Source organism: Rahnella sp. Larv3_ips, assembly GCF_003697865.1.
Classification (GTDB): Bacteria; Pseudomonadota; Gammaproteobacteria; order Enterobacterales; family Enterobacteriaceae; genus Rahnella; species Rahnella rivi.
In genome coordinates this window covers 115,027-139,665 of the sequence record NZ_MJIB01000004.1, presented here as the reverse complement: position 1 = coordinate 139,665, position 24,639 = coordinate 115,027, and the positions used below count along the sequence as shown (strand labels likewise).

Genomic DNA, 24,639 nt, shown 5'->3' with positions numbered 1-24,639 from the left:
GATAAGAAAGGATTGGGGGAGACGGAACAGCAGAACCCTCGTACAACGCACGATTTCAGACATAAAAAAAGCGCCCGGAGGCGCCTTTCGCTATATTGTAAAGTATATAGCGGCATTAGCCGATATATTCTAAACCGCCCATGTAAGGACGCAGCACTTCCGGCACTTCGATACGGCCATCTGCTTGCTGATAGTTTTCCAGCACGGCAACCAGTGTACGGCCAACGGCCAGACCGGAACCGTTCAGAGTGTGAACCAGACGTGGCTTCTTCTCTGTTTTGCTACGGCAGCGAGCCTGCATGCGACGCGCCTGGAAATCCCACATGTTAGAACACGAGGAGATTTCACGGTACGTATCCTGAGCGGGCAGCCACACTTCCAGATCATAGGTTTTGCTTGAACCAAAGCCCATATCGCCGGTGCACAGCAACATTTTGCGGTATGGCAGATTCAGCAGCTGAAGGACTTTTTCGGCATGGCCAGTCAGTTCTTCAAGCGCCTGCATTGAATCTTCCGGACGAACAATCTGAACCATCTCGACTTTATCGAACTGGTGCATACGGATCAGACCACGGGTATCACGTCCGTAGGAACCGGCTTCTGAACGGAAACATGGCGTATGCGCAGTCATCTTCAGAGGCAGTGATTCCTCATCGAGGATTTCGTCACGCACCAGATTGGTCAGAGGCACTTCTGCCGTTGGGATCAGCGCATAGTTGCTGCTGCCCGCTTCTTCGTCCAAAGGCTTGGTATGGAACAAGTCTTCGCCAAACTTAGGCAACTGACCGGTACCATAAAGCGTTTCATGGTTGACCAGATAAGGAACGTACGCTTCCAGATAACCGTGCTGCTCAGTATGCAAATCCAGCATGAACTGAGAAAGTGCGCGATGCATGCGGGCAATTTGCCCTTTCATGACAACAAAACGAGAACCGGTCAGCTTAACCGCAGCGGCGAAATCCAGACCGCCCGCCATTTCACCAAGCGATACGTGATCGCGTACGGCGAAATCGTACTGGCGCGGTGTGCCCCAGCGGCTGACTTCCTGATTATCGTTTTCATCTTTACCAGCAGGTACGGAATCATCTGGCAAGTTAGGAATAGCAGAAGCGACATCACGGATATCATTTTGCAATGCGTCCAGTTCAGCTTTTGCTGCATCCAGCTTCTCACCCAGCGTAAACACTTCCTGACGCAGGGGTTCGATGTCTTCGCCACGGGCTTTAGCCTGACCGATAGTTTTCGATCGTGCGTTACGTTCAGCCTGGAGAGTTTCCGTTTCTACCTGCAAGACTTTGCGGCGCTCTTCCTGAGAACGCAGCTTTTCCACATCGAGTTTAAAACCTCTGCGAGCGAGTTTTTCTGCAACTGCGTCTAGCTCATTACGCAGCAGATTGGGATCGAGCATGCTAATCCTGTACGTGTCGTTATTGAATGTTAATTTGATGAAGCACGCCGCGTTAAACGGCAGCGTGTCAAAGAGTTATCCAGGTAACCTTACCGCAACGATAAAGTTAGCGGTAGCGTTTTGTCGGGCTATTTTGATCTTGTTCAGCAAGCCAAGCCAGCTTTTCACCGATCTTGCCTTCCAGACCGCGAGAGGTGGGATAATAATACTGAGTTCGGGCCATTTCCGGTGGGAAATAATCCTCTCCGGCGGCGTACGCGTTCGGCTCATCGTGGGCATAACGATATTCTTTACCCAGCCCCATTTCTTTCATCAGCTTGGTCGGGGCATTACGCAAATGTTCCGGCACATCGAAGTCGGATTTTTCACGCGCATCACGCATTGCTGCTTTAAACGCACTGTAAACTGCATTACTTTTTGGCGCGCAAGCAAGATAGACAATCGCCTGAGCTATCGCCCGTTCACCTTCTGCGGGACCGACGCGGGTGAAACAATCCCAGGCTGCAATCGCCACCTGCATTGCGCGAGGATCGGCATTGCCCACATCTTCAGACGCGATGGCTAACAACCGGCGGGCTACGTAGAGAGGATCTCCTCCGGCGGTGATAATACGGGCATACCAGTAAAGTGCGCCGTCCGGAGATGAGCCACGAACCGATTTGTGCAATGCAGAAATTAAGTCGTAGAAGCGATCGCCTTTGTTATCAAATCGCGCGCTGCGCTCACCGGAAATTTCGGTTAATAATTCGGGCGTGAGTGTCCGGAAACCTTTTGCATCGACTTCTGCCATATCGGCCATCATTTCGATGCTGTTGAGCGCGCGGCGGGCATCGCCATTCACCAGCTCCGACAACATCCTGCGCGTATCGGGCGGAACACGAATTTTTTCATTGGCGTATCCGCGCTCGGCATTGGTGAGTGCCTGGTCGATGACTTTTTCGATATCTTCCGCAGTGAGGGATTTCAGCAGATAAACGCGGGCGCGTGACAGCAATGCAGAATTGAGTTCGAACGAGGGATTTTCCGTCGTCGCACCAATAAATGTAATGGTGCCGTCTTCGATATGCGGCAGGAATGCATCCTGCTGGCTTTTGTTAAAGCGATGGACTTCATCGACAAACAGAATAGTACGACGCCCGGCATCGCGATTTTGACGGGCGCGTTCAATAGCTTCACGGATCTCTTTGATGCCTGAAGTGACCGCTGAAATGCGCTCGACGTCAGCATTTGCATAGCGGCCAATCAGTTCTGCCAGCGTCGTTTTTCCGGTGCCCGGCGGCCCCCACAAGATCATCGAATGCAACTGCCCTGCTTCAATCGCGCGTGGCAAAGGTTTGCCTGGCGCTAACAGATGTTGCTGTCCGATATATTCTGCAAGAGTGACTGGCCGCATTCTGGCGGCCAGTGGCTGGAATTCATTCTGGGAAAAATCGAGTGACATATTACTCAAAGGGGCCTCACTGACGCTGGTCGTCCACCGTCACACCTTGTGGTGGAGTAAATTTAAATTTGGCATCGTCAACGGTCGCATTCTGCTCACCTTTGAGAACGTAAGCGCTTTTCTGCCCGTCCTGCTCGATAGCCGAGAAACTCTTGATGGTGCCGGTCGGCGTCACGTTGATGGTGAATTGTTTCAGATTACCGGTTGCGCCTTTAGGCGTTAATTCGAAATCATCGCCTTTTTGCTTCACGTTATATTTTGCCCAGTCACTGCTGTCATTACGGGTGATCAGCATAAACGGCGTGTTACCGGTCGCATTTTTCAACCAGGTTGCAGTCACTTGCTCAACAAACGGATTGTAGAACCACAGGGTTTTGCCATCGGAAACCAAAATGCTTTCATCTGGCGTGGTCATATGCCAGTTGAACAGGTTCGGACGTTTTACCCACAGCTGACCTTCGCCCTGCTGAACAGCGGCGCCATCATCACTGGTCACGGTCTGCGTAAAGCTGGCGTGGAAGGTGTTCAGTTTGCCCAGGCGGGATTTAAGATCGCTGCTGGCATCCGCCAAAACAGAAGCGGAGGTAAATGCAGTCAGTAAACACCCTACCATTAACAATTTTTTCATTCTTATTATTACCTCAGGGATCCAAAAACTCAGACGATGCCTTTCACACTGGCAAAAGACGTATGGTGCGAACTCTATCCGAGGCGGCGCCCCGGCGGTAGCTCAATCATCTGAAAAACATGTGTTTTACGCATCTTTGCACAAGGGCCGCTTTCGCGACCCTTCTTAACCTAATACGAGCAGTTCAGACAAGGCTCATTCATGCGAAGGGGGGGCCAGTACTTCACGGTTGCCGTTATGGCCCGGCGTACTCACGATCCCCTGTGCTTCCATTTGCTCAACGATTCGCGCTGCACGGTTGTAACCGATACGGAACTGACGCTGTACGCCGGAGATTGAAGCACGACGCTTATCAACAACGAAAGCGACTGCCTGATCGAACAACGCATCAAGTTCTTCGTCATCACCCAGACCCAGCCCGCCACCTTCACCATCATCGCCACCGGAAATGATGCTTTCGATGTATTTAGGCCGCCCGCGCGCTTTCCAGTCCTGCACAACAGCGTGCACTTCCTGATCGCGAACAAACGCACCGTGAACACGTACGGGTATCGATGAGTTAGGTGCCATATACAACATGTCACCCATTCCCAGCAGAGACTCTGCTCCCCCTTGATCGAGGATGGTACGGGAGTCAATTTTACTTGATACCGTAAACGCAATACGGGTCGGAATGTTGGCCTTAATCAGGCCAGTGATGACGTCAACCGACGGACGCTGGGTGGCGAGCACCAGATGGATCCCTGCTGCACGGGCTTTCTGGGCCAGTCGGGCAATCAGCTCTTCCACCTTTTTACCCACGGTCATCATCAGATCAGCGAACTCATCAACCAGCACGACGATAAATGGCTCTTTGCCCAGGAATGGCGGCTCAGCAGCCATTCCGTCGCCCGGCTTCCAGAATGGATCAGGGATCGGGCGGCCCATGGCTTCCGCTTCCTGAATACGTTCGTTATAACCGGCCAGATTACGGACACCCAGCGCTGACATCAGTTTGTAGCGGCGTTCCATCTCACCGACACACCAACGCAGCGCATTAGCGGCGTCTTTCATATCGGTAACCACTTCCGTCAGCAAATGCGGGATGCCTTCATACACAGATAACTCGAGCATTTTCGGGTCAATCATGATGAAGCGCACTTCTTCAGGCGTAGCCTTATAGAGCATGCTGAGGATCATGGCGTTAACGCCTACCGATTTACCGGAACCGGTGGTACCCGCCACCAGTAAGTGCGGCATTTTCGCCAGATCGGCCACCACAGGCTCGCCGGAAATATCTTTACCCAATACGATAGTCAATGGCGAAGGACTGTCTTTGAACTTAGCGCAGTCCAACACTTCCCGCAGATACACGGTCTGACGCTTTTTATTCGGTAACTCAAGGCCCACATAAGGTTTACCTGGAATGACTTCCACAACGCGGACTGCGACAGCAGATAACGAACGCGCAAGGTCACGCGAGAGGTTCGAAATGCGCGCTGCCTTTACACCCGGTGCCAGATCCAACTCGAATCGGGTGATCACCGGCCCCGGCAATTTGCCGACGACGTCCGCTTTGATACGATAATCGTTCAGTCGCGCTTCAATCAGGTTACCCATCTGCTCAAGCGCAAATTCATCCACAGGCTCAGCTTCTGCCGGCGGAGACGTCAGTAAATCCAGTGACGGCAATGGCGTCGTAGGTTTTACCAGCGGCTGCTCGTGACGCATCAGGAATGGGTGGATCAGGCTATCCATATCCGGTTTAGCCGCAGGCGGTGACTGGCGCGGCGCTTCATACTCTTGCGCATGTTGCACAGGCTGAGGCGATTGCGGCCGTTGGTAAGGTTCTTGTGCAAATGCTGCGGGCTGCGGTTCTTCTTCTGCCTGCGCAGACAAGGTAAACAGCGGCTCGGAAGGCGTATCGTCGACCAGATCAGCCATTGGCGAGAAGCTGAATGCGTCATGCTGGCTGAGCTTCATGGCCGCAGCGGCAAAATCATCCGCTGCAGACGTTGCGGACTCTGCCCGCTGCTGCTGTGGATCATTTGCCTGAGAATGATGATGCTGAACTACGCCACTTTGCGGCTCAACGTCTTGCTGGTAACGGGTCTGTTCACGTGCAGCAAATGCGTTACGCAATTCCGCTTCCTGCAAGGCCGCCTCATCATCAGGCTCATCTTGCGCAGCCGTTTCGCCGTAACGCTGTTGCTGCTGATCGGAAAACGCCTGACGTAATGCGGCTTCCTGCATCGCAGCTTCATCCGCCAGAGACTGCTCGTCCTGATAGACCGGTTCCTGAGTGGCACTCTGCTGCGCCGTTTGCTCTTGCTGCTCAGCCATACGCTGTGAAGGCAGTTTTATCCCGTAGGATGCCAGCTCGCGACGCGTCGGGATCCGCACAGGGTTCGGTCTTGGCAATTCAGGGCCAAAACCTTTTTTGACCTGCGGATTTTCATCACTGACGGCGCTGAATGCAGGCATGAAAGTATTACCGGCAGTGGACGCGGCAGACTGCCCGGCTTGCGCCAGACCGGTTGCCAGCGCTGCCGTGGCAGCCACACTCGCAGCGTGAGCGCTGTCAGGTGTTGGCGAACTGAAGTCAAACGGCGAACGGGTGTTGTGTTCCGCCGCGGTCTGCCAGTTACCCATACGTGGCCCGTCATCTTCATTGTGTTCAGGTTGCACCGGTGACGGCGATTGCTGAACAGGCTGAGGATGGCGCGGTACCGGTGTTTCTTCCGGAATTTCGAAGCTGTATAACGGCGGCGCGGCAGGTTCATGGGCTGCAGGAGGTGGTGCAATATTCGCGACCGGCGGCTCTGCGGCATAACGACTGACGGCCTCAGGTGCAACGGGCGACGTTTCAGCCACCGGCGCGGCATCAGCCATTGCGGGCTGAGGGGCAGATTCATTCACTGACGGGGCCGAGAACAGCACGTCATCTTCATCTGCAGGCGCGGCTGCCACAGGTGATGCGGCTGCAGTTGTCGCTGCAACAGTTGCCGGAGCAGCATGCGCTACCGGTTTTGCATCACCCTCTTCTTCCAGCAACGGATCATCGTGTTCGTCGTCATAATACTCATCGTCGTCACGGCGTGAACGGTTGGTCACAATATTAGTGACACCGAGCACTGCACCACCAATTTTCTCAGCGATGGTCAGCCATGACCAGCCGGTAAACAGCGTCAGTCCGGCAGCCCAGACACACAGCAGAACCAGCGTGGCACCGACATTGTTAAAGTAGGGTGTCATCGCCGTGCTCAGCAAACTGCCGATCACTCCGCCAGAGGCGAAATAATAGAGGTCATCGATGTTGACTGAGGCCAGTCCGCAAGACGTGACAATAAGCGCCAGCGTCCCAATGAGACGCAGCGACCAGGCAAAATAGTCGATGAAATCCTGATTATCGCGCTGACGGAAAGCCGCCCAGCACAAACACAGGATAATAGGGGGGATCGCGTAACCAAAAACGCCAAAGATGAAGAACAGCGTATCCGCCATCCACGCGCCAACGCCGCCACCCCAGTTATGAATAGGCCCATGCCAGGCGGTTTGCGACCAGCTTGGATCTGAGGGGTTAAAACTCACCAGTGCTGCTATCAAATACGCAGCAAATATCGCCACCACAACCAGCAACGCCTCCACAATACGGCGGCCATTGCTCAGTCTTTTGAGGGTAACGTCTTTATCTTCTGTATATTCCTGGCTCAAGAAAGGCTCTCCAGGTTCCTGTGAACTGAGAAAAAGCAACAGCGCCGAGAGTTGACCCCGGCGCCATAGCTGTATAGATACACAGGAGTGTAGCTAAAGTTACAAGGTTTTGCACCTGACAATTACCGGGTCTTGATGACCAGGCGATTCGTCTGTTTCACTTCTTCCATTACCACATAGGTACGGGTGTCGTTAACACCCGGCAGACGAAGCAATGTCTCACCTAACAGCTTACGGTAAGCAGACATATCCGGTACGCGGGTTTTCAACAGGTAGTCGAAATCCCCTGAAACCAAATGACACTCCTGAATATCTTCGAGTTTTTGTACTGCCGCATTGAACTGCTCAAACACATCCGGCGCACCGCGGTTGAGGGTTATCTCAACAAAAACCAGCAGCGATGCATCAAGATAATGTGGGTTAAGCAGTGCGGTATAACCATTAATGAAGCCCTGACGTTCCAGACGACGAACGCGCTCCAGACATGGCGTTGGAGATAATCCCACACGTTTGGAAAGCTCGACGTTTGAAATCCGGCCATCCTTTTGAAGTTCGTTGAGGATGTTACGGTCAATACGGTCGAGATCTTTTCCCGGACGTTTTTTGTTGTCTACCATTATTATTGTCTCTCTGCTGTCCTTCCCTGCACCTGCCTACCCCAGCCAACTTCAATGTCTAAGGGTTGTCCCAAGCGAAGACCCGATTATTAAGGTTTACGCATCCAAAAGCCGTGTTTATCCCCTGTCATAAGGAACACGGCCAAAACCGGACACTCAAAAGAAATAACTCTGTGGAATTAATAGATTGGAAACAACCAATCTGATTCACCAAACCCTGTGGCAACACAAAAACCCAAAAGCAACACCAGAACGGGTCGGGTAGCAGCCATTTGGATAAATTTAAGTCACTGACAGGCAGTTAATTTCTTCTTACCCTGATGTTTTCGCAAATGCACAGCGGATTGTCAAAGTAAAAGAAGCAAAATCAGAAGAACGTGCCAGATTGAAAAGCCACCGCCCCCTTTTTAGCTATCTTTTCTCTTTGAACAATAACAATTCCGTTCACACGTTATTTCAGCCATATCCCTACAAATTACCGTGATATGTGGCTATTTTAGCGTGTTATAGACAACGTCCAGACTATCCCGACACTCAGACATGCTGGTTTTTTATGCTTACCATCAATCAGTTACCTGAAACATGGTGAAGCGCGAAATCCTTTTTACGCCGGTTGCGCAGTAAAAACTATCAGACAAATCGCTAACAACATCTGAGTTTGCTTTTTTTAACACGCAGTTTTCCCTACAATCGCTTATCGCTAGTCACCATCGCGGAGTTAGATTGCCCATGAGTACGGTTAAACACAGTAAATTATTGATTTTAGGTTCTGGCCCGGCAGGTTATACCGCCGCGGTTTACGCAGCGCGCGCCAACCTCAATCCTGTTTTGATTACCGGCGTGGAAAAAGGCGGTCAGCTGACCACAACCACCGAAGTGGAAAACTGGCCGGGAGATCCCGAAGGTCTGACCGGTCCGGCATTGATGGATCGCATGCATGAGCACGCCACTAAATTCAACACCGAGATCATTTTCGACCATATCAACAAGGTGGATCTGCAAAATCGTCCGTTCCGTCTGACGGGCGACAGCGGCGAATACACCTGTGATGCGTTGATCATCGCCACCGGCGCCTCTGCCCGTTACATTGGTTTGCCATCCGAAGAAGCGTTTAAAGGCCGTGGCGTCTCAGCCTGTGCCACCTGCGATGGTTTCTTCTACCGCAATCAGAAAGTGGCCGTTGTGGGCGGCGGGAATACCGCTGTGGAAGAAGCGCTTTATCTGGCTAACATCGCCTCAGAAGTCCATTTAATTCACCGCCGCGACAGTTTCCGTGCTGAAAAAATTCTGGTTGATCGCCTGAATGACAAAGTCGCCAGCGGCAACATTGTTCTTCACACCCACAAAACGCTGGACGAAGTGGTCGGCGATCAGATGGGCGTGACGGGCGCAAGCCTGATGGATGTCCGTACCGATGAAAAATCCCAGGTTGACGTCGCGGGCGTATTTATCGCTATCGGTCACAGCCCGAATACCGGCATTTTCGAAGGCCAGCTTGAGCTTAAAGACGGCTACATCAAAGTGCAGTCCGGCTCGCACGGCAATGCCACGCAAACAAGCATCCCGGGTGTTTTTGCCGCGGGTGACGTAATGGACCATATCTACCGTCAGGCGATCACGTCCGCCGGGACCGGTTGTATGGCCGCACTGGATGCTGAGCGTTATCTGGATGGCTTATCGCAAGCACCGGATTTGTAATCCTCTTTTCTGCGTTTTATTTTCCATCATCCTGATGAATAAGGCGGCTATCTGGCCGCCTTATTCTTTTTGTTTTCTCCCCTCAGCATGTAACATGTTCAGCCTCCGAACCGGATAGCTGCACAGACTGATGCCTGATGAATAAAACACGACAACAAGAACTTATCCGCTGGTTAAAACAACAAAGCTCACGCGCCAAAGGCTGGATCCGTCTGTCTATGATGCTGGGTTTACTCTCGGGTTTACTGATTTTGGCGCAGGCATGGCTGATGGCCGGTCTGCTGCACAACCTGATTATCCAGCACACGCCCCGTGAAGACTTGCTGCAAAGTTTCCTGCTGATGGCGCTGACCTTTGTTTTGCGTGCCGTGGTGAGCTGGCTGCGGGAACAGGTGGGCTTTATTTGCGGACGTGTCATTCGTCAGGAGATGCGTAAATTAGTGCTCGATCGTCTGGAAAAACTGGGGCCAGCCTGGATACAGGGCAAACCGGCGGGCAGTTGGGCGACCATCATTCTTGAACAAATCGAAGATATGCAGGATTACTATGCCCGCTATCTGCCACAAATCGCTCTTGCGGGGATCATTCCGCTGCTGATTCTGGTCAGCATTTTCCCGATCAACTGGGCGGCAGGGATGATTCTGCTGGTCACTGCGCCGCTGATCCCGATTTTCATGGCGCTGGTCGGTATGGGTGCAGCCGATGCGAATCGTCGCAACTTTGTCGCCCTCGCGCGTCTTAGCGGCAACTTCCTCGACAGCCTGCGCGGCCTCGATACCCTTCGCCTCTTCCACCGCGGCACTGCGGAAATCGATCAGATCAAACGCTCTACCGAAAGCTTTCGTGCGCGCACCATGGACGTTCTGCGCCTGGCTTTCCTCTCCTCCGCCGTACTGGAATTTTTCGCGTCAATCTCTATCGCCGTTGTGGCGGTTTACTTCGGCTTCTCTTATCTCGGCGAACTGAATTTCGGCAGCTATGGCACGCCGGTCACCCTTTTTGCCGGTTTTCTGGTGCTGATCCTCGCCCCTGAATTCTTCCAGCCGCTGCGTGATTTGGGTGCCTTTTATCATGCCAAAGCGCAGGCGGTGGGTGCAGCAGAAAGTCTGGTGACGTTCCTGACAGCCGAAAGTGCAGAGATGGGCGACGGCAGCCAGAACTGGCCACAGGGTGAGAAAGTGTCACTGCACGCCCGCGAGATGTTGATTCAATCGCCGCAGGGCAAAACGCTCGCCGGCCCGCTGACGTTCAACATTCATCCTGGCCAACGCATTGCGATTGTAGGGCTGAGCGGTGCCGGTAAAAGCTCGCTGCTCAATGCCCTGCTGGGCTTTTTGCCTTATCAGGGATCGCTGACGGTCAGCGGCATTGAACTGAAAACCTTGCGCAATGAGGAATGGCGTAAGCGGCTCAGCTGGGTCGGACAGAATCCACATCTGCCCGAACATACCCTGCGTGACAATATTCTGCTGAATCAGCCGGATGTCAGCGAGCAGCAACTCCAGTCAGCCATAGAGCGTGCGTATGTCAGTGAATTTTTACCACTGCTGCCTCAGGGGCTTGAAACCGAACTGGGCGACAGTGCGGCACGTTTGTCGGTCGGTCAGGCACAGCGTGTCGCCGTGGCCCGTGCCCTGCTCTCTCCCTGCGAATTATTGTTGCTGGACGAACCTACCGCAAGCCTCGATGCGCATAGCGAAAAACGCGTGATGAGCGCGCTGAACGAAGCGTCTGAAGCCCAGACATCCCTGCTGGTCACCCATCAGCTGGAGGACACCCGTGACTATGATGAAATCTGGGTAATGGACAAAGGTCAGATCGCTGAGCGTGGCACCTTCCCTGATCTGGTTGCTCAGGGCGGATTATTTGCCAGCCTGTTGTCTCAGCGCAGTAAGGAGCTGTAATCATGAAAATTCTTCTGCCTTATCTCGCCCTGTATCGCCGTCACTGGTTCCGTCTGTCACTGGGTATCATTCTGGCGATTGTGACCCTGCTCGCCAGCATTGGCCTGCTGACGCTCTCTGGCTGGTTCCTGGCGGCCTCTGCCGTTGCCGGTATCGCCGGGTTGTACACGTTCAATTACATGCTTCCGGCAGCCGGTGTGCGCGGTGCCGCAATATTTCGTACTGCGGGGCGTTACGCTGAACGCCTGGTCAGCCACGATGCGACCTTCCGCGTACTGGCGCATTTGCGCGTGTTCACTTTCACTAAAATTATGCCGCTGTCGCCGGGTGGCATTGCGCGGTTTCGTCAGGCTGATCTGCTGAACCGGCTGGTCGCCGATGTGGATACGCTGGATCATCTGTATCTGCGTGTTATCTCTCCGTTGATCAGCGCTCTGGTGGTGATTGCGCTGGTGACCTTTGGGCTGAGTTTCCTTGACGTGAAACTGGCCCTGACGCTCGGCGGCATCATGATGATTCTGATGCTGCTCCTGCCGGTGATGTTCTATCGCGCAGGTAAACCCGCCGGACGCGAACTGACCGCTCTGCGCAGTGATTACCGGATGCAGTTGACGTCGTGGTTACAGGGCCAGTCAGAACTGGTGGTATTCGGCGCGCAAGCGCGGTTCCGGCAGAAACTGAATGATATTGAACGCCGCTGGATGCTGCGCCAGCAGCAGCAGGCCAGGCTCACCGGGCTGTCACAGGCGGTGGTCATTGCCGCGGCGGGTCTGACCGTAACGCTGATGCTGTGGCTTGCTGCCGGCGGGATCGGGACAATCGCAAACCCCGGCGCACTGATTGCGTTGTTCGTGTTTACCCCGCTGGCTGCTTTCGAAGCGCTGGGGCCCGTCGCCGCGGCTTTCCAGCATCTGGGTCAGGTGATTGCCTCGGCGCAGCGTGTCAGTCAGATCATCGATCAGCCCGCCGATGTCACTTTCCCGGCACGAGGGCCGCAGGCCGCAGAACACGTCACTCTGTCACTGAAAAACGTGAATTTCACTTATCCCGGACAGCCGTTACCGGTGCTTAAAAATATTACGCTGGAAGTGGCTGCTGGTGAGCACATCGCCCTTCTCGGCCAGACCGGCTGTGGCAAATCGACCCTGTTGCAACTGCTGACGCGCGGCTGGGATATCAACAGCGGCGCATTGAGCATTAACGGTCATGCGATAACGACCTACGATGAAGCGTCGCTGCGTCAGATGATCACCGTCGTCAGTCAGCGCGTGCATATTTTCAATAATACGCTGCGTGAAAACCTGCGGATGGCCTCTCCCCAACGCTCCGATGACCAGCTTGCTCAGGCACTCAGGCAGGTGGATTTACATGTTCTGCTTGAAGACGAAGGCCTGAACGCATGGCTTGGAGAAGGTGGCCGTCAGCTTTCAGGCGGCGAACAGCGTCGTTTAGGCCTGGCGCGTGCCCTGCTGCATAACGCCCCGCTGTGGTTGCTGGACGAACCCACCGAAGGGCTGGATGCAGAAACGGAAAACCATATTCTGGCCTTGCTGCACAAGCATTGTGAAAATAAAACGCTACTCTTAGTGACGCACCGTTTACAAGGTCTTGAAAACCTCGACAGAATTTGTGTGATGGAAGAAGGCGAGATTGTGGAACAAGGTGATCACCCGACGTTAGCCGCCTCACACGGCCGGTACGCCCGTTTTCTTGCGCGCGGCTGATGTCTGTAACTGATTTATGTGGCGGCCTGCCAGCCGCCGGATAAGGAGATCTATGCGGTTAGTTAAACTCGAAGCCAGTTCTGTTCATTTTCCGGATCCTGATACTGCGTTACAGGACCCGAACGGCCTGCTGGCTATCGGTGGCGACCTGACCTCACCGCGTTTGCTTTCCGCGTATCAGCATGGCATTTTCCCCTGGTTTGAGCCCGGAGAGATGATCCTCTGGTGGTCACCCGATCCGCGCGCAATTTTAGTCCCTGAAGAGCGCCACATCAGCCGGAGTTTGCAGCGGTTCATGCGTAAGATGCCTTTTCGTTTTACGCTCAATCAACGTTTCGAGCAGGTGATCCACGCCTGTGCGATGCAACGTGAAGAAGGCACCTGGATCGGCCCGCTGGTTCAGCGCGGTTATCAGGAATTGCACGAGGCCGGGCATGCCCACTCCGTCGAAGTCTGGGAAGGTGATGAGCTGGTCGGCGGTTTGTACGGCGTATCCGTCGGAAGTCTGTTTTGCGGTGAATCGATGTTTAGCCGCCGTGAAAATGCCTCCAAGTGCGCGCTCATGATGTTTTGCCAACATTTTTCCCGCAATGGTGGAGAACTGATTGACTGTCAGGTGCTCAACCCTCACACTGCGTCGCTGGGTGCGAGAGAGATCCCCCGCCGCCAATTTTTGCAGCAGTTATCCAAACTTTCGCAACGCGCGTTAGCACCGGATTGCTGGTTGCCACAAGACTTATCCCCACATGATGAAGACCTGCCGGTATTTCCGAAGGATAGGGAATAGGTGCGGTCATGAACCATACTTCTTTACATAATGTGGGTTTTTCGGCATTATCTTGCCGGTTAAAAACTATGGTAGTTAGACCTAGAGGATTCGATGGCCAAAGAAGACAACATTGAAATGCAGGGCACCGTACTTGATACGCTGCCAAACACTATGTTCCGCGTAGAATTAGAAAACGGACACGTAGTTACCGCACACATCTCCGGTAAAATGCGTAAGAACTATATCCGCATCCTGACGGGCGACAAAGTCACTGTAGAGCTGACCCCGTACGACCTGAGCAAAGGCCGCATTGTCTTCCGTAGCCGTTAATAAACGGCTCACTCATCGCTGATTTTCCGGCGATACCCGAGGATACCCTCTTCGCCCTTCCTGCACTTGCAAGGGCGTTTTGTGGTATCCGCAATTCGGCATGTGTTCCACTATCCTTTCTGAAATCCCTCACTGATTCCTGCAATTAAATAAAGAATTTCGGAAAGAAAAAAGGCGATGTTTTCACATCGCCTTTTGTTTTTTCATCACCGATGAAAATTAATGCACCGCACCTTCCGGCTTTTTCTTCTGCGCGCTCATGAAGTGGTAAGTCAGCTTATCGGCTTCCTTATCCAGCGCCACAGACACCGAGCCACCGTCTACCAGTGAACCAAACAGCAGTTCATTGGCCAGCGGTTTTTTCAGGTTTTCCTGCACGGTGCGGGTCATCGGACGCGCGCCCATCGCACGGTCATAACCTTTCACGGTCAGCCAGTCACGGGCTTCATCACTGACTTCCAGCGAGACGCCTTTGGCATCCAGTTGCGCCTGCAGTTCGACGATAAACTTATCGACCACCAGCTGGATCACATCGGTAGACAGATGGTTGAACCAGATCACGTTGTCCAGACGGTTACGGAACTCTGGTGTAAACACCTTCTTGATCTCTTCCATAGCGTCAGGGCTGTTGTCCTGATGGATAAGGCCAATCGATTTACGTTCAGTTTCACGTACACCGGCGTTCGTGGTCATCACCAAAATCACGTTACGGAAATCAGCTTTGCGCCCGTTGTTATCGGTCAGCGTACCGTTGTCCATGACCTGCAACAGCAGGTTGAAGACATCCGGATGCGCCTTCTCGATTTCATCGAGCAGCACCACCGCGTGAGGATGTTTAAGTACAGCATCCGTCAGTAAGCCGCCCTGATCAAAGCCAACGTACCCCGGAGGTGCACCGATCAAACGGCTGACCGTATGACGCTCCATGTATTCCGACATATCAAAGCGCAGCAGTTCGATATCCATCGCTTTCGCCAGCTGAACCGTCACTTCGGTTTTACCCACACCGGTAGGACCGGCGAACAGGAAGGAACCGACCGGTTTGCGATCCTGACCCAGACCCGCACGGCTCATTTTGATCGCTTCTGTCAGGGCTTCGATGGCAGGATCTTGCCCGAAGACCAGCATTTTCAGGCGGTCACCGAGATTTTTCAGCACATCCCGATCGGTTGCTGACACGGTTTTTTCCGGAATCCGGGCGATACGCGCCACCACACTTTCGATGTCGCTGACGTTAACGGTTTTCTTGCGTTTACTGACCGGCATTAACCGGCTGCGCGCGCCTGCTTCATCAATAACGTCAATGGCTTTGTCCGGCAGGTGACGGTCATTGATATATTTGACCGACAGCTCCACCGCCGCACGCACCGCTTTCGCGGTATAACGTACATCGTGGTGCGCTTCGTATTTGGTTTTCAGGCCATTGATGATCTGCACGGTTTCTTCGACGGTCGGTTCAGTAATATCAATTTTCTGGAAGCGACGCGCCAGGGCACGGTCTTTCTCAAAGATATTGCTGAATTCCTGGTACGTCGTCGAACCGATCACCCGGATCTTCCCGCTCGACAGCAACGGTTTGATCAGGTTAGCCGCATCCACCTGACCGCCGGACGCCGCACCGGCACCGATAATCGTGTGGATTTCATCAATAAACAGAATGCTGTTCTTATCCTGTTCAAGCTGTTTGAGCAGCGATTTGAAACGTTTTTCAAAATCACCACGGTATTTCGTGCCTGCCAGCAGAGAACCGATATCCAGAGAATACAGGGTGCAGTCGGCCATCACTTCCGGCACGTCGCCCTGCTCGATTCGCCATGCCAGACCTTCAGCAATTGCGGTTTTACCTACGCCGGATTCCCCCACCAGCAGCGGGTTATTCTTACGGCGACGGCAGAGCACCTGAATGGCGCGCTCCAGTTCTTTGTCACGGCCAATCAGCGGATCGATGCCACCTACACGCGCTAACTGGTTAAGATTAGTGGTGAAGTTCTCCATACGATCTTCCCCCGCCGACTGCTCTTCGTTAACTGGGTTTTCCGCATTGTTTGGCGCCTGGCTACCCGATTCATCTTTACGGGTACCGTGCGAAATAAAGTTCACCACATCAAGGCGGCTGACATCATGTTTACGCAGGAGATAGGCAGCCTGAGATTCCTGTTCGCTGAAAATCGCGACCAGAACGTTAGCGCCGGATACTTCACTGCGGCCAGAAGATTGCACGTGGAATACCGCACGTTGCAGAACGCGCTGGAAACTCAGCGTAGGCTGGGTGTCACGTTCCTCTTCACTGGCGGGTAAGGTGGGTGTGGTTTGCTCGATGAAGGCTTCCAGCTCCTGGCGTAATGCCACCAGATCGACTGTACAAGCTTCAAGCGCTTCACGGGCAGCAGGGTTGCTGAGCAACGCCAGCAACAGGTGCTCCACGGTCATAAACTCATGCCGGTGCTCACGGGCTCTTGCGAAAGCCATGTTGAGACTGAGTTCAAGTTCTTGATTGAGCATAGGCACCTCCCAAATAGATTGCCTTAATCAGGCTTTTTCCAGCGTACACAGCAACGGATGCTCATTCTCCTTGGCGTACTCATTTACGTGTGCGACCTTGGTTTCGGCGACTTCGGCGGTATAAACGCCGCATATCGCTTTGCCTCTATAGTGCACCTGGAGCATCAGTTGCGTTGCACGTTCAATATCATAAGAAAAGAACTTTTGCAGAACGTCAATCACAAATTCCATTGGAGTGTAATCGTCGTTGTTTAATATAACTTTATACATAGATGGCGGTTTTACCTCATCCTTTTGCTTATTCGCCGTCAAATGTTCAAAATTTAGCCAGTCTTGTTTGTCGCCCATTGCCTGCTCGTCACCTGTGAAGATCGTATTGGATGCTAAATACCTGACGTGAAAGCTTTCTGCGGGGCTTCACGCGGCTATTTCCCCATTTTACCATCTCTTGCGTCACGGTGCCGCTGCACAAAATGTCCTCTTTGCCATCAGCCCCGCTGGCATATATTTAACAAAATATGTCAATAGCGTTACCTGCTTCAAAGTTTGGTTATCTGCCCCCTTATGACAAATGCCGTTTCCTTGATCTCTAAACCGTTTCCACTAGAGTGTAAATTCGTGAGCTGAACGTCTTTTGAACAGGCCATCACTGGCCAGGTTCTGGTCTTCCCGCTCACCCAACTGGCTTTCACGCTAACGACCAGACTAGTCATGAGAGGGATGAAGAAGCATGCTGACGGGTACAGTGAAATGGTTCAATAATGCTAAAGGTTTTGGCTTCATCTGCCCGGAAAGTGGCGGAGAAGACATTTTTGCTCACTACTCCACCATTCAGATGGAGGGCTACCGGACATTAAAGGCAGGCCAGCAGGTCAGCTTTGATGTTCATGAAGGCCCGAAGGGGAATCATGCCAGCCTCATTATTCCAGTGGAAAGTGCAGCGGTCGCCTGACCTGTTCTGTTACAGCGGTTCGGATAAAAAATAATGCCTGTCACTCACTGACTGGCATTTTTTATTTATGGGGGAGAATGCGTCAGGCTTCAAGCCCTGAACGATAAATAAAGTACATTTTTTAGACACCGATTGCTAAGACACGACACAAAACAAATTAAATCTAAACACAATCTCAACAAATCGCGTTCAATCTCTCCCTCTTTTTGCCCGTTGTGCCCCTGTTTATTGTTGGCCTGTTGAAATAGCCGTTATTGACATCCGGCCAGACACAACAGGTAAACACCATGACCACATTCAGTTACCCATGCGAAGAAAAGGCTCCGCTTTCGGGTCTTCAGTTGATGACGGCGCTGCTCTCCCGTCGTCTGGTACCGGGACCTTCGTGGAAATTGCCGCGCTACCGTTTTAAATTCCTTTTTCGCGCGCTGACGCATCCGCGCCGCACCTTTAGCATGCTGGATTACCTGGCGCAGCATCCGCAGCGTGATGAGATCCTGACGGCGCAGCCGAGCCTGCCCTGCAAGTTACACCGCGTCTATCAGGCCGCCAATATCACGCCGGAGCAGGCGATGAAACGCATCACCGATCATTACGACATGATCGGCCACTGCCTGCCGGACGCCATTAACCACGGTTATCTGAGCAAAAAGCCGATGGCGATTGCCACCCTGACCGGTAAAGATGAGCAACGTTTCGCGATCACCTTCAATTCGGTCAGCCGTCTGGATAAAGAAGGTGAAGCAACGCTGACCTTCAACAACCCGCAGGGTGAACCGATCGCCATTGTGACGTTCTCGTTTATCCACTATCAGGGTCAGCCGACGCTGTTCATCGGTGCGCTTCAGGGGCCTCGCGCGCACGTCGATCATCACGAAATACAGACGGCAACCAAAGCCTGCCACGGTTTATTCCCGAAACGTCTGGTCATTGAAGCGCTGACCACGCTGGCTGAACTGGCGGGCATGACGCAGATTGTTGCGGTAGGAAATCACACCCACATTTACGAAAACCCGCGCTACAAAAAACGTAAAGGTATGGTGTTTGCGGATTACGACAGCTTCTGGGAAACGATGGACGCCAAACAAGGCGAGGACGGTTATTTCCATCTGCCGCGCCAGATTACACACCGTCCGCTGGAAGAAATTGCCAGTAAACGACGCGCTGAGTATCGCCGCCGTTACCAGTTGTTAGATGAGCTGGAAACCCAAATCCGCCAGACATTTTCCAGCGGACATGGGCATGCGATGCTGACTGAAGAGAGCCGCGCGGCTTAATCTGCCCTGCCGCGTGCCAGCCAGGCGACGCGTGAAAACATTTGCCGCAGCAACGGGGGAATCGATGAGGTTCCCCGCAGCGAAGCCGCCTGCGCCACATCTATCGCCAGATCGGGCTTTGAGCTGCGGTGAATGGCTTTGTCGATGATGCGTCTCGGCGACATCGGCACATTCTCCGCAATGGCGGAATGCTTGCGATACACGTCTTCAAAACCTTCCCGATACAGAAAATATTCGATGTCCTGAGAAGGCAGCGCGGTCAGGCGGTAGCGCAGATTATCATCATGATTCTCAACGTTAGCTTTCACCGTCGCCGCATATTTACGCCCGGCTTCATCGCCGTCCACCAGAGTATGCCACTCAATGCCCATCTGCCGGGCGAAGCGCAGTAAGGGTTTTAACCCGCACTGGGCAAACTCGATCACCTTGATCCCTTCCGACTCAAAATGATAGCCGCACTGACGCGCCAGCTGATTGAGCAGCCAGACTTCGGTTTCCCCTTCCACCAGCAACCAGCAGCGGGCGAAAAGCGACGACGGGCGGTTAAAACGGATATGAAACGCAATGCGGCGGCTGTCCTCCATACTCAGCCCTTCCGGGCCAATGGCATAAGCCGCCACGCGGGATGACTCGCGCACCAGGCGACAAATCTGTTCAACCGGCACCAGTGAAAGTAAATCGCCGGAGTTGGTGGTGGTGATGCGCTGCAACGGCAGCTGATCCAGTAATCCCCACGCCACGGACAGCATAATCGGATGCAGACGGGTTTCGGGGTCTTCGATCAGCAGCAGCGGCCGCGCATCCGGATGCAGCACCACCGAGCCTTTCGCCTGCAACAGCGTGGAGAACATGCCGAGCAGCATCACGCGCATACTGCGGCTGTTCGGCTCGGCAATCATCCGGTTAATATTATCCAGTGAACGCCATGCCCGGCGGCTTTCCGCACGGCCATGACGCTTCTGCTGCCACGGCGCGCTGCTGGACGTGCCCTGCTCTGCAAAATAATGTTCCAGCAGTTGCTGCATGGCCGACAGCCCGCTGCGCAGTTCGCTGTTGGTCAGCGATTGCGGATTGCGCACCAGCCCGCGCGTCAGCTCATCGAGTTGCTGCGCCAGTTGTTCATTATTGGTGGAAAGTCGCGGTGCCAGCGTGTCACTGCGCAGCCGGCGGATAAAGCGCGCATCCCGCAGGCGTAAGACCGGGTTCAGGCGGATCAGCGCCAGCGCCAGCGGGTCGATAGTCGTCAGATTCAGCGGCTGTCCGTTGGATGACAGAAAGCTGCGCAGCGTCATCACGCTGCCGTCATCTTCCAGCTCACCTTCCAGACGGTAATAAATGCGGTTCAGACGATCCGGGCATTTCACCCACAGCGGAGACAGCGTATTAAAGCGCGGCGACATATGATGCCCGGCCTGATTTTCGCAGAAGGTAAACACGATATGCAGATACTGCGATTTCGACTCTTTTTCGCCCGCCGGAAAATAAAAATCTTCTTCTTTGAAGCAATACAGTTTTGCTTCGGGCGAAAGCAGCAGCGTCAACGCATCCAGCAGGCTGGATTTTCCCCAGGCATTTTCGCCGATAAGAACGGTGTTGGTCAGAAAGGATTCGGTCTGCCCCTGCTGCGCCGGGCCGGTGATTGATGCCCCCCGTTGCGCAGGCTGAGTCAGGGTCAGAGAGAGCCGGTTAATACCGCGAAAACCGACAATATCAATATGTTCCAGATACATCAGACGCCTCCTGTGCGCTCAGTACTTAGCTGAGCATGGCGTTAAAAATCGGTTTCCGTCAAGGCTGCCCGACGATCTCTGTGTCGCAAAGCTGCTTTACAGTCAGATAACTTTTGGTTAGCGTGACGGGCGGTATTTTCTGTGCCGCCCTCCTCTCAGGGAGCCTCACTTTTCAGGGATTTGATCTCATGTATTCCGGCCTGTTGATTATTCTTTTGCCGTTGATTCTCGGTTACCTTATTCCGGTTAAAAACCGCGCTCTGCTGCACGTTGTGAACCAGATGTTGAGCTGGATGGTGTATGTCATCCTGTTCATTATGGGGATCAGCCTGGCCTTCCTCGACAATCTCAGCACCAATTTATTACTGATTTTCAAATATGCCGCCGTCTGTTTCCTGTGCATCTTTGTGATGAACTACGCGGCGCTTTGGCTGCTCGAACGCCGCCGTCCGTGGAAAACCCAGCATAAACAGGAAAAGTTACCGTCGCGTTTACACATGGCGCTGGAATCTCTGAAACTGTGCGGCGTGGTGATCGGTGGCTTCGCGCTCGGCCTGACGCAATGGCACTGGCTGACTTTCGCCTCGCAGGCCAGTGAACTCGCCCTGCTCTTCCTGCTGGCGCTGGTCGGTATCCAGCTGCGCAACAGCAGCATGACCCTGCGCCAGATCATCCTTAACCGCCGCGGCATGATAGTGGCGGTGGTGGTGGCGATCAGCGCGTTGATCGGCGGTGCGCTGGCCGCCCTGCTGCTCGGGTTGCCGCTGAAAACCGGGCTGGCGCTCGCCTCCGGTTATGGCTGGTACTCGCTTTCCGGCATCGTTCTCACCGACTCTTTCGGGCCGGTCATCGGCAGCGCCGCATTCTTTAACGATCTGGCGCGTGAGCTGTGCGCAATCATGCTGATCCCGACGCTGGTACGCAGCAGCCGTTCCACCGCGCTGGGTCTGTGCGGCGCAACGTCAATGGATTTCACCCTGCCGGTCTTACAGCGCAGCGGCGGGCTGGATATGGTGCCGCCTGCGGTGGTTCACGGTTTCGTGCTCAGCCTGTTATCCCCGGTTCTGATGGCCTTTTTCTCGGCCTGATGACGCCGTCATCCCGCTGCGTGATGCGGCGGGAAACGTCCTTCCCTGCCTGCAAAACTTGCGATAAATCAAGTTCAGCTCACTTCCTCTGAAAATCCCTTCATTTTTGAGCCTGCCGGTCTTAGGCTTGCATTAAAACAAGCATTTCAAATGCAACTTTAAAAAAGGACCTCATTATGTTTTGTGTGCAATGTGAACAAACAGTCCGTACCCCGGCGGGCAATGGCTGCGCGTATGCGCAGGGAATGTGTGGCAAAACGGCAGAAACCTCTGATTTACAAGACTTACTGGTCGCAGTGTTAGAAGGCCTTTCCGCCTGGGCACTGACGGCACGCGGCTACGGCATCATTGATGAAGAGATCGACAGCTTCGCGCCCCGCGCCTTTTTCTCCACCCTGACCAACGTGAACTTCGATTCAGATCGTATCGTCGGCTATGCCCGTGAAGCCATTCTTTACCGTGAATCGCTGGCCGTTCGCTGTCGCCTGATGGACCCGGAGATCACCGTCAGTCACCCGCTGGCCGCGCTGGAACTGGTCAGCGATAACCTGAGCGAGCTGCAACAACAGGCGCAACAGTTTGCGCTCAACGGTGATAAAGCGCAGATCGGCGATGACATTCATGGCCTGCGCATGTTGTGTCTGTATGGCCTGAAAGGGGCGGCGGCATACATGGAACACGCCCATGTTTTGGGCGAGTCAGATACCGCCATTTACGCCGAATATCACCGTCTGATGGCGTGGCTCGGTACGCAACCCGCCGACATGGGCGAACTGCTCGACAACGCGATGGCGATCGGCAAAATGAACTTTAGCGTGATGGCCATCCTGGATAAAGGTGAAACCGACGCCTACGGCCATCCGCAGCCTACGGCGGTAAACGTCCGTCCGCTGGCAGGCAAAGCGATTCTGATTTCCGGTCACGATCTGAAAGATTTGCAGATGCTGCTCGAGCAAACCGCCGGTACCGGCATCAACGTTTATACCCACGGCGAAATGCTGCCCGCGCACGGTTATCCGGAACTGAAAAAATTCCCGCATCTGGCCGGTAACTACGGCAGCGGCTGGCAAAATCAGCAGGTGGAATTCGCGAAATTCCCCGGCCCGGTGGTCATGACGTCCAACTGTATTATTGATCCGAACGTCGGCAATTATGGCGACCGCATCTGGACCCGCAGCATCGTCGGCTGGCCGGGCGTGCAGCATCTGGAAGGCGAAGATTTTGCGCAGGTCATCTCACAGGCGTTGCAGCTTCCGGGTTTCCGTTACAGTGAAATCGAACAGGAAATCACTGTCGGATTTGGCCGCCAGACTTTGCTCAGTGCAGCCGATACCGTCATTGATCTGGTCGCCACCAAAAAACTGCGCCACATCTTCCTGATTGGCGGCTGTGACGGCAGCCGCGGCGAACGCAGTTACTTCACCGATCTGGCGGTCAGCGTACCGAAAGACTGCCTGATCATGACCCTCGCTTGCGGCAAATACCGCTTCAACAAACTGGATTTCGGCACCATTGAAGGATTGCCGCGTCTGCTGGACGTCGGTCAGTGCAACGATGCCTATTCCGCCATTATTCTGGCTGTGAATCTTGCCGAGAAATTAGGTTGTGGCGTGAATGAGTTACCGCTGAGTCTGGTGCTGTCGTGGTTCGAGCAAAAAGCCATTGTGATCCTGCTGACCCTGCTGTCGCTCGGTGTGAAAAACATCGCCACCGGCCCGACGGCGCCGGCCTTCCTGACCGATAACCTGCTGGCGATCCTCAATGAAAAATTTGGCCTGCGTGCAATCACTTCGGTGGAGCAGGATCTGAAAACCATGCTGCCGGAGTAAACCGAGATGAATTTTCCGTTATTCCCCGATCAGCCAACGGCGCTGTGCCAGAACCGTATGCAGGTCTATTCGGTTGCACAGGAAACGCCCGATGTCTGGACTATTTCCCTGATCAATCATGATGTTTATGATTATCAGCCCGGCCAGTTTGCGCTGGTGAACATCGGCCAGCGCGGCGATGTTCAGCGCGCTTACACGCTCTCCTCCACGCCGGGGCAAAGCCCGTTTATTCAGCTGACGGTGCGCCGCATCGACGGCGGCGCAGGCTCACAGTGGCTGACAACGCAGATCAAACCCGGTGATTACGTCTGGCTGAGTGACGCCCTGGGAGAATTTACCTGCGAAACCCGGCAGCCGTTGTTATTGCTGGCGGCCGGTTGCGGCGTGACGCCGGTGATGTCTGTCGCACGCGATATTCTGGCGCATCATCCTGCGCAAAGTGTGCAGGTGTTTTACAGCGTGCGCAGCCCGCAGGACATTATCTTTGCGCAGGAATGGCAGCACCTGTGCGCAACATATCCGCAACTGGATCTGACCCTTCTTGCGGAAAATGGCGCCGGATCCGGGCACATCGCCGGACGGCTGAGCCAGGATTTGCTGCAAAGTCGGGTGCCGGATATCCGTGACCGTCGGGTGATGATTTGCGGGCCTGCACCTTATATGCAACTGGCGGGCGACTGGGCGAAAGAACTCGGTGTGGCGGCGGATAACATCGTTAAAGAGCAGTTTCAGGCGACGGAAACCGGGGTGTCTTCCGGTCAGCAACTGACGCTGACCCGCCTGACGCCGTTGCAGAATTACCGCGTACCGGTCGGTTCCACGCTGCTGGCCGTGATGGAGCAGCATAAAATACCGGTCACCGCCGCGTGCCGCGCAGGCGTGTGCGGCAGCTGTAAAACCCGCATACTCAGCGGCGATTACCAGACCACCAGCCGCATGACGCTGACCGATGAAGACGTCGCTCAGGGATATGTGCTGGCCTGCAGTTGTCAGCTTCAGGGCGACGTCACCCTCGCCTGAACCCCGCGTTAACTCGCTGCCCGCACATG

The 24,639-nt window shown here is 54.0% G+C and carries 18 protein-coding genes; 10 read left to right on the top strand and 8 right to left on the bottom strand.

Annotated elements, in window-relative coordinates; genetic code table 11:
* Nucleotides 1-115: 115 nt before the first annotated feature.
* The 5 genes from serS to lrp form a co-directional block, all read right to left on the bottom strand.
* Complete coding sequence (gene serS, locus ED901_RS03085) at nt 116-1,408, bottom strand: serine--tRNA ligase (RefSeq protein WP_122094757.1); 1,293 nt, start codon at nt 1,406-1,408, stop codon at nt 116-118.
* A gap of 106 nt (nt 1,409-1,514) precedes the next feature.
* Nucleotides 1,515-2,858 (bottom strand): replication-associated recombination protein A, encoded by a 1,344-nt coding sequence (locus ED901_RS03080; protein WP_122094755.1) that lies wholly within the window; start codon nt 2,856-2,858, stop codon nt 1,515-1,517.
* A 7-nt stretch (nt 2,859-2,865) separates the two neighbouring features.
* The gene (lolA, locus tag ED901_RS03075) at nt 2,866-3,477 is read right to left on the bottom strand and encodes an outer membrane lipoprotein chaperone LolA (RefSeq protein ID WP_122094753.1); all 612 of its coding nucleotides are present in this window, start codon (nt 3,475-3,477) and stop codon (nt 2,866-2,868) included.
* A gap of 195 nt (nt 3,478-3,672) precedes the next feature.
* On the bottom strand, nt 3,673-7,170 hold the full coding sequence (locus ED901_RS03070; protein ID WP_122094751.1) for a DNA translocase FtsK 4TM domain-containing protein: 3,498 nt from the start codon (nt 7,168-7,170) through the stop codon (nt 3,673-3,675).
* A 122-nt stretch (nt 7,171-7,292) separates the two neighbouring features.
* Entirely contained in the window at nt 7,293-7,787 is a 495-nt protein-coding gene (gene lrp, locus ED901_RS03065) for a leucine-responsive transcriptional regulator Lrp (RefSeq protein ID WP_013574775.1), read from the bottom strand.
* A gap of 729 nt (nt 7,788-8,516) precedes the next feature.
* Between lrp and trxB the strand changes: the two genes are divergently transcribed.
* The 5 genes from trxB to infA all read left to right on the top strand — a co-directional run bounded on the left by trxB (nt 8,517) and on the right by infA (nt 14,212).
* Nucleotides 8,517-9,485, top strand: a complete 969-nt coding sequence (gene trxB, locus ED901_RS03060) for a thioredoxin-disulfide reductase (RefSeq protein ID WP_122094749.1) — start codon at nt 8,517-8,519, stop codon at nt 9,483-9,485.
* Between the two features lie 137 nt (nt 9,486-9,622).
* Nucleotides 9,623-11,389 carry a cysteine/glutathione ABC transporter permease/ATP-binding protein CydD gene (gene cydD, locus ED901_RS03055; RefSeq protein ID WP_122094747.1) on the top strand — a complete coding sequence of 589 codons (1,767 nt, stop codon included), beginning with the start codon at nt 9,623-9,625 and terminating at the stop codon, nt 11,387-11,389.
* A gap of 2 nt (nt 11,390-11,391) precedes the next feature.
* A complete protein-coding gene (gene cydC / locus ED901_RS03050) occupies nt 11,392-13,113 on the top strand; it encodes a cysteine/glutathione ABC transporter ATP-binding protein/permease CydC (RefSeq protein ID WP_122094745.1) in 1,722 nt (573 codons plus the stop codon).
* Nucleotides 13,114-13,165: 52 nt separating this feature from the next.
* Complete coding sequence (gene aat / locus ED901_RS03045; protein ID WP_122094743.1) at nt 13,166-13,900, top strand: leucyl/phenylalanyl-tRNA--protein transferase; 735 nt, start codon at nt 13,166-13,168, stop codon at nt 13,898-13,900.
* Nucleotides 13,901-13,993: 93 nt separating this feature from the next.
* Nucleotides 13,994-14,212: a translation initiation factor IF-1 gene (gene infA, locus ED901_RS03040; RefSeq protein ID WP_002211347.1), complete on the top strand. Its 219-nt coding sequence runs from the start codon at nt 13,994-13,996 to the stop codon at nt 14,210-14,212.
* Between the two features lie 219 nt (nt 14,213-14,431).
* On the opposite strand, the gene clpA is transcribed toward infA, so the two are convergent.
* On the bottom strand, nt 14,432-16,714 hold the full coding sequence (clpA, locus tag ED901_RS03035) for an ATP-dependent Clp protease ATP-binding subunit ClpA (RefSeq protein WP_056769228.1): 2,283 nt from the start codon (nt 16,712-16,714) through the stop codon (nt 14,432-14,434).
* A gap of 27 nt (nt 16,715-16,741) precedes the next feature.
* Nucleotides 16,742-17,062: an ATP-dependent Clp protease adapter ClpS gene (gene clpS, locus ED901_RS03030; protein WP_056769226.1), complete on the bottom strand. Its 321-nt coding sequence runs from the start codon at nt 17,060-17,062 to the stop codon at nt 16,742-16,744.
* Between the two features lie 382 nt (nt 17,063-17,444).
* Here clpS and cspD point away from each other — a divergent pair, with 382 nt between their 5' ends.
* Nucleotides 17,445-17,666: a cold shock-like protein CspD gene (cspD, locus tag ED901_RS03025; RefSeq protein WP_056769224.1), complete on the top strand. Its 222-nt coding sequence runs from the start codon at nt 17,445-17,447 to the stop codon at nt 17,664-17,666.
* A gap of 287 nt (nt 17,667-17,953) precedes the next feature.
* Nucleotides 17,954-18,943, top strand: a complete 990-nt coding sequence (locus tag ED901_RS03020) for a VirK/YbjX family protein (RefSeq protein WP_122094741.1) — start codon at nt 17,954-17,956, stop codon at nt 18,941-18,943.
* Here the strand turns inward: ED901_RS03020 and ED901_RS03015 are convergent.
* Nucleotides 18,940-20,673, bottom strand: a complete 1,734-nt coding sequence (locus ED901_RS03015; protein ID WP_122094738.1) for an ATP-dependent endonuclease — start codon at nt 20,671-20,673, stop codon at nt 18,940-18,942. The two genes, ED901_RS03020 and ED901_RS03015, sit on opposite strands and share 4 nt — an antisense overlap.
* A 188-nt stretch (nt 20,674-20,861) precedes the next feature.
* Between ED901_RS03015 and ED901_RS03010 the strand changes: the two genes are divergently transcribed.
* The 3 genes from ED901_RS03010 to hcr all read left to right on the top strand — a co-directional run bounded on the left by ED901_RS03010 (nt 20,862) and on the right by hcr (nt 24,610).
* The gene (locus ED901_RS03010) at nt 20,862-21,761 is read left to right on the top strand and encodes a lysine exporter LysO family protein (RefSeq protein WP_122094736.1); all 900 of its coding nucleotides are present in this window, start codon (nt 20,862-20,864) and stop codon (nt 21,759-21,761) included.
* A 176-nt stretch (nt 21,762-21,937) separates the two neighbouring features.
* Complete coding sequence (gene hcp, locus ED901_RS03005; RefSeq protein WP_122094735.1) at nt 21,938-23,590, top strand: hydroxylamine reductase; 1,653 nt, start codon at nt 21,938-21,940, stop codon at nt 23,588-23,590.
* Between the two features lie 6 nt (nt 23,591-23,596).
* On the top strand, nt 23,597-24,610 hold the full coding sequence (hcr, locus tag ED901_RS03000) for an NADH oxidoreductase (RefSeq protein WP_122094733.1): 1,014 nt from the start codon (nt 23,597-23,599) through the stop codon (nt 24,608-24,610).
* Nucleotides 24,611-24,639: the final 29 nt, after the last annotated feature.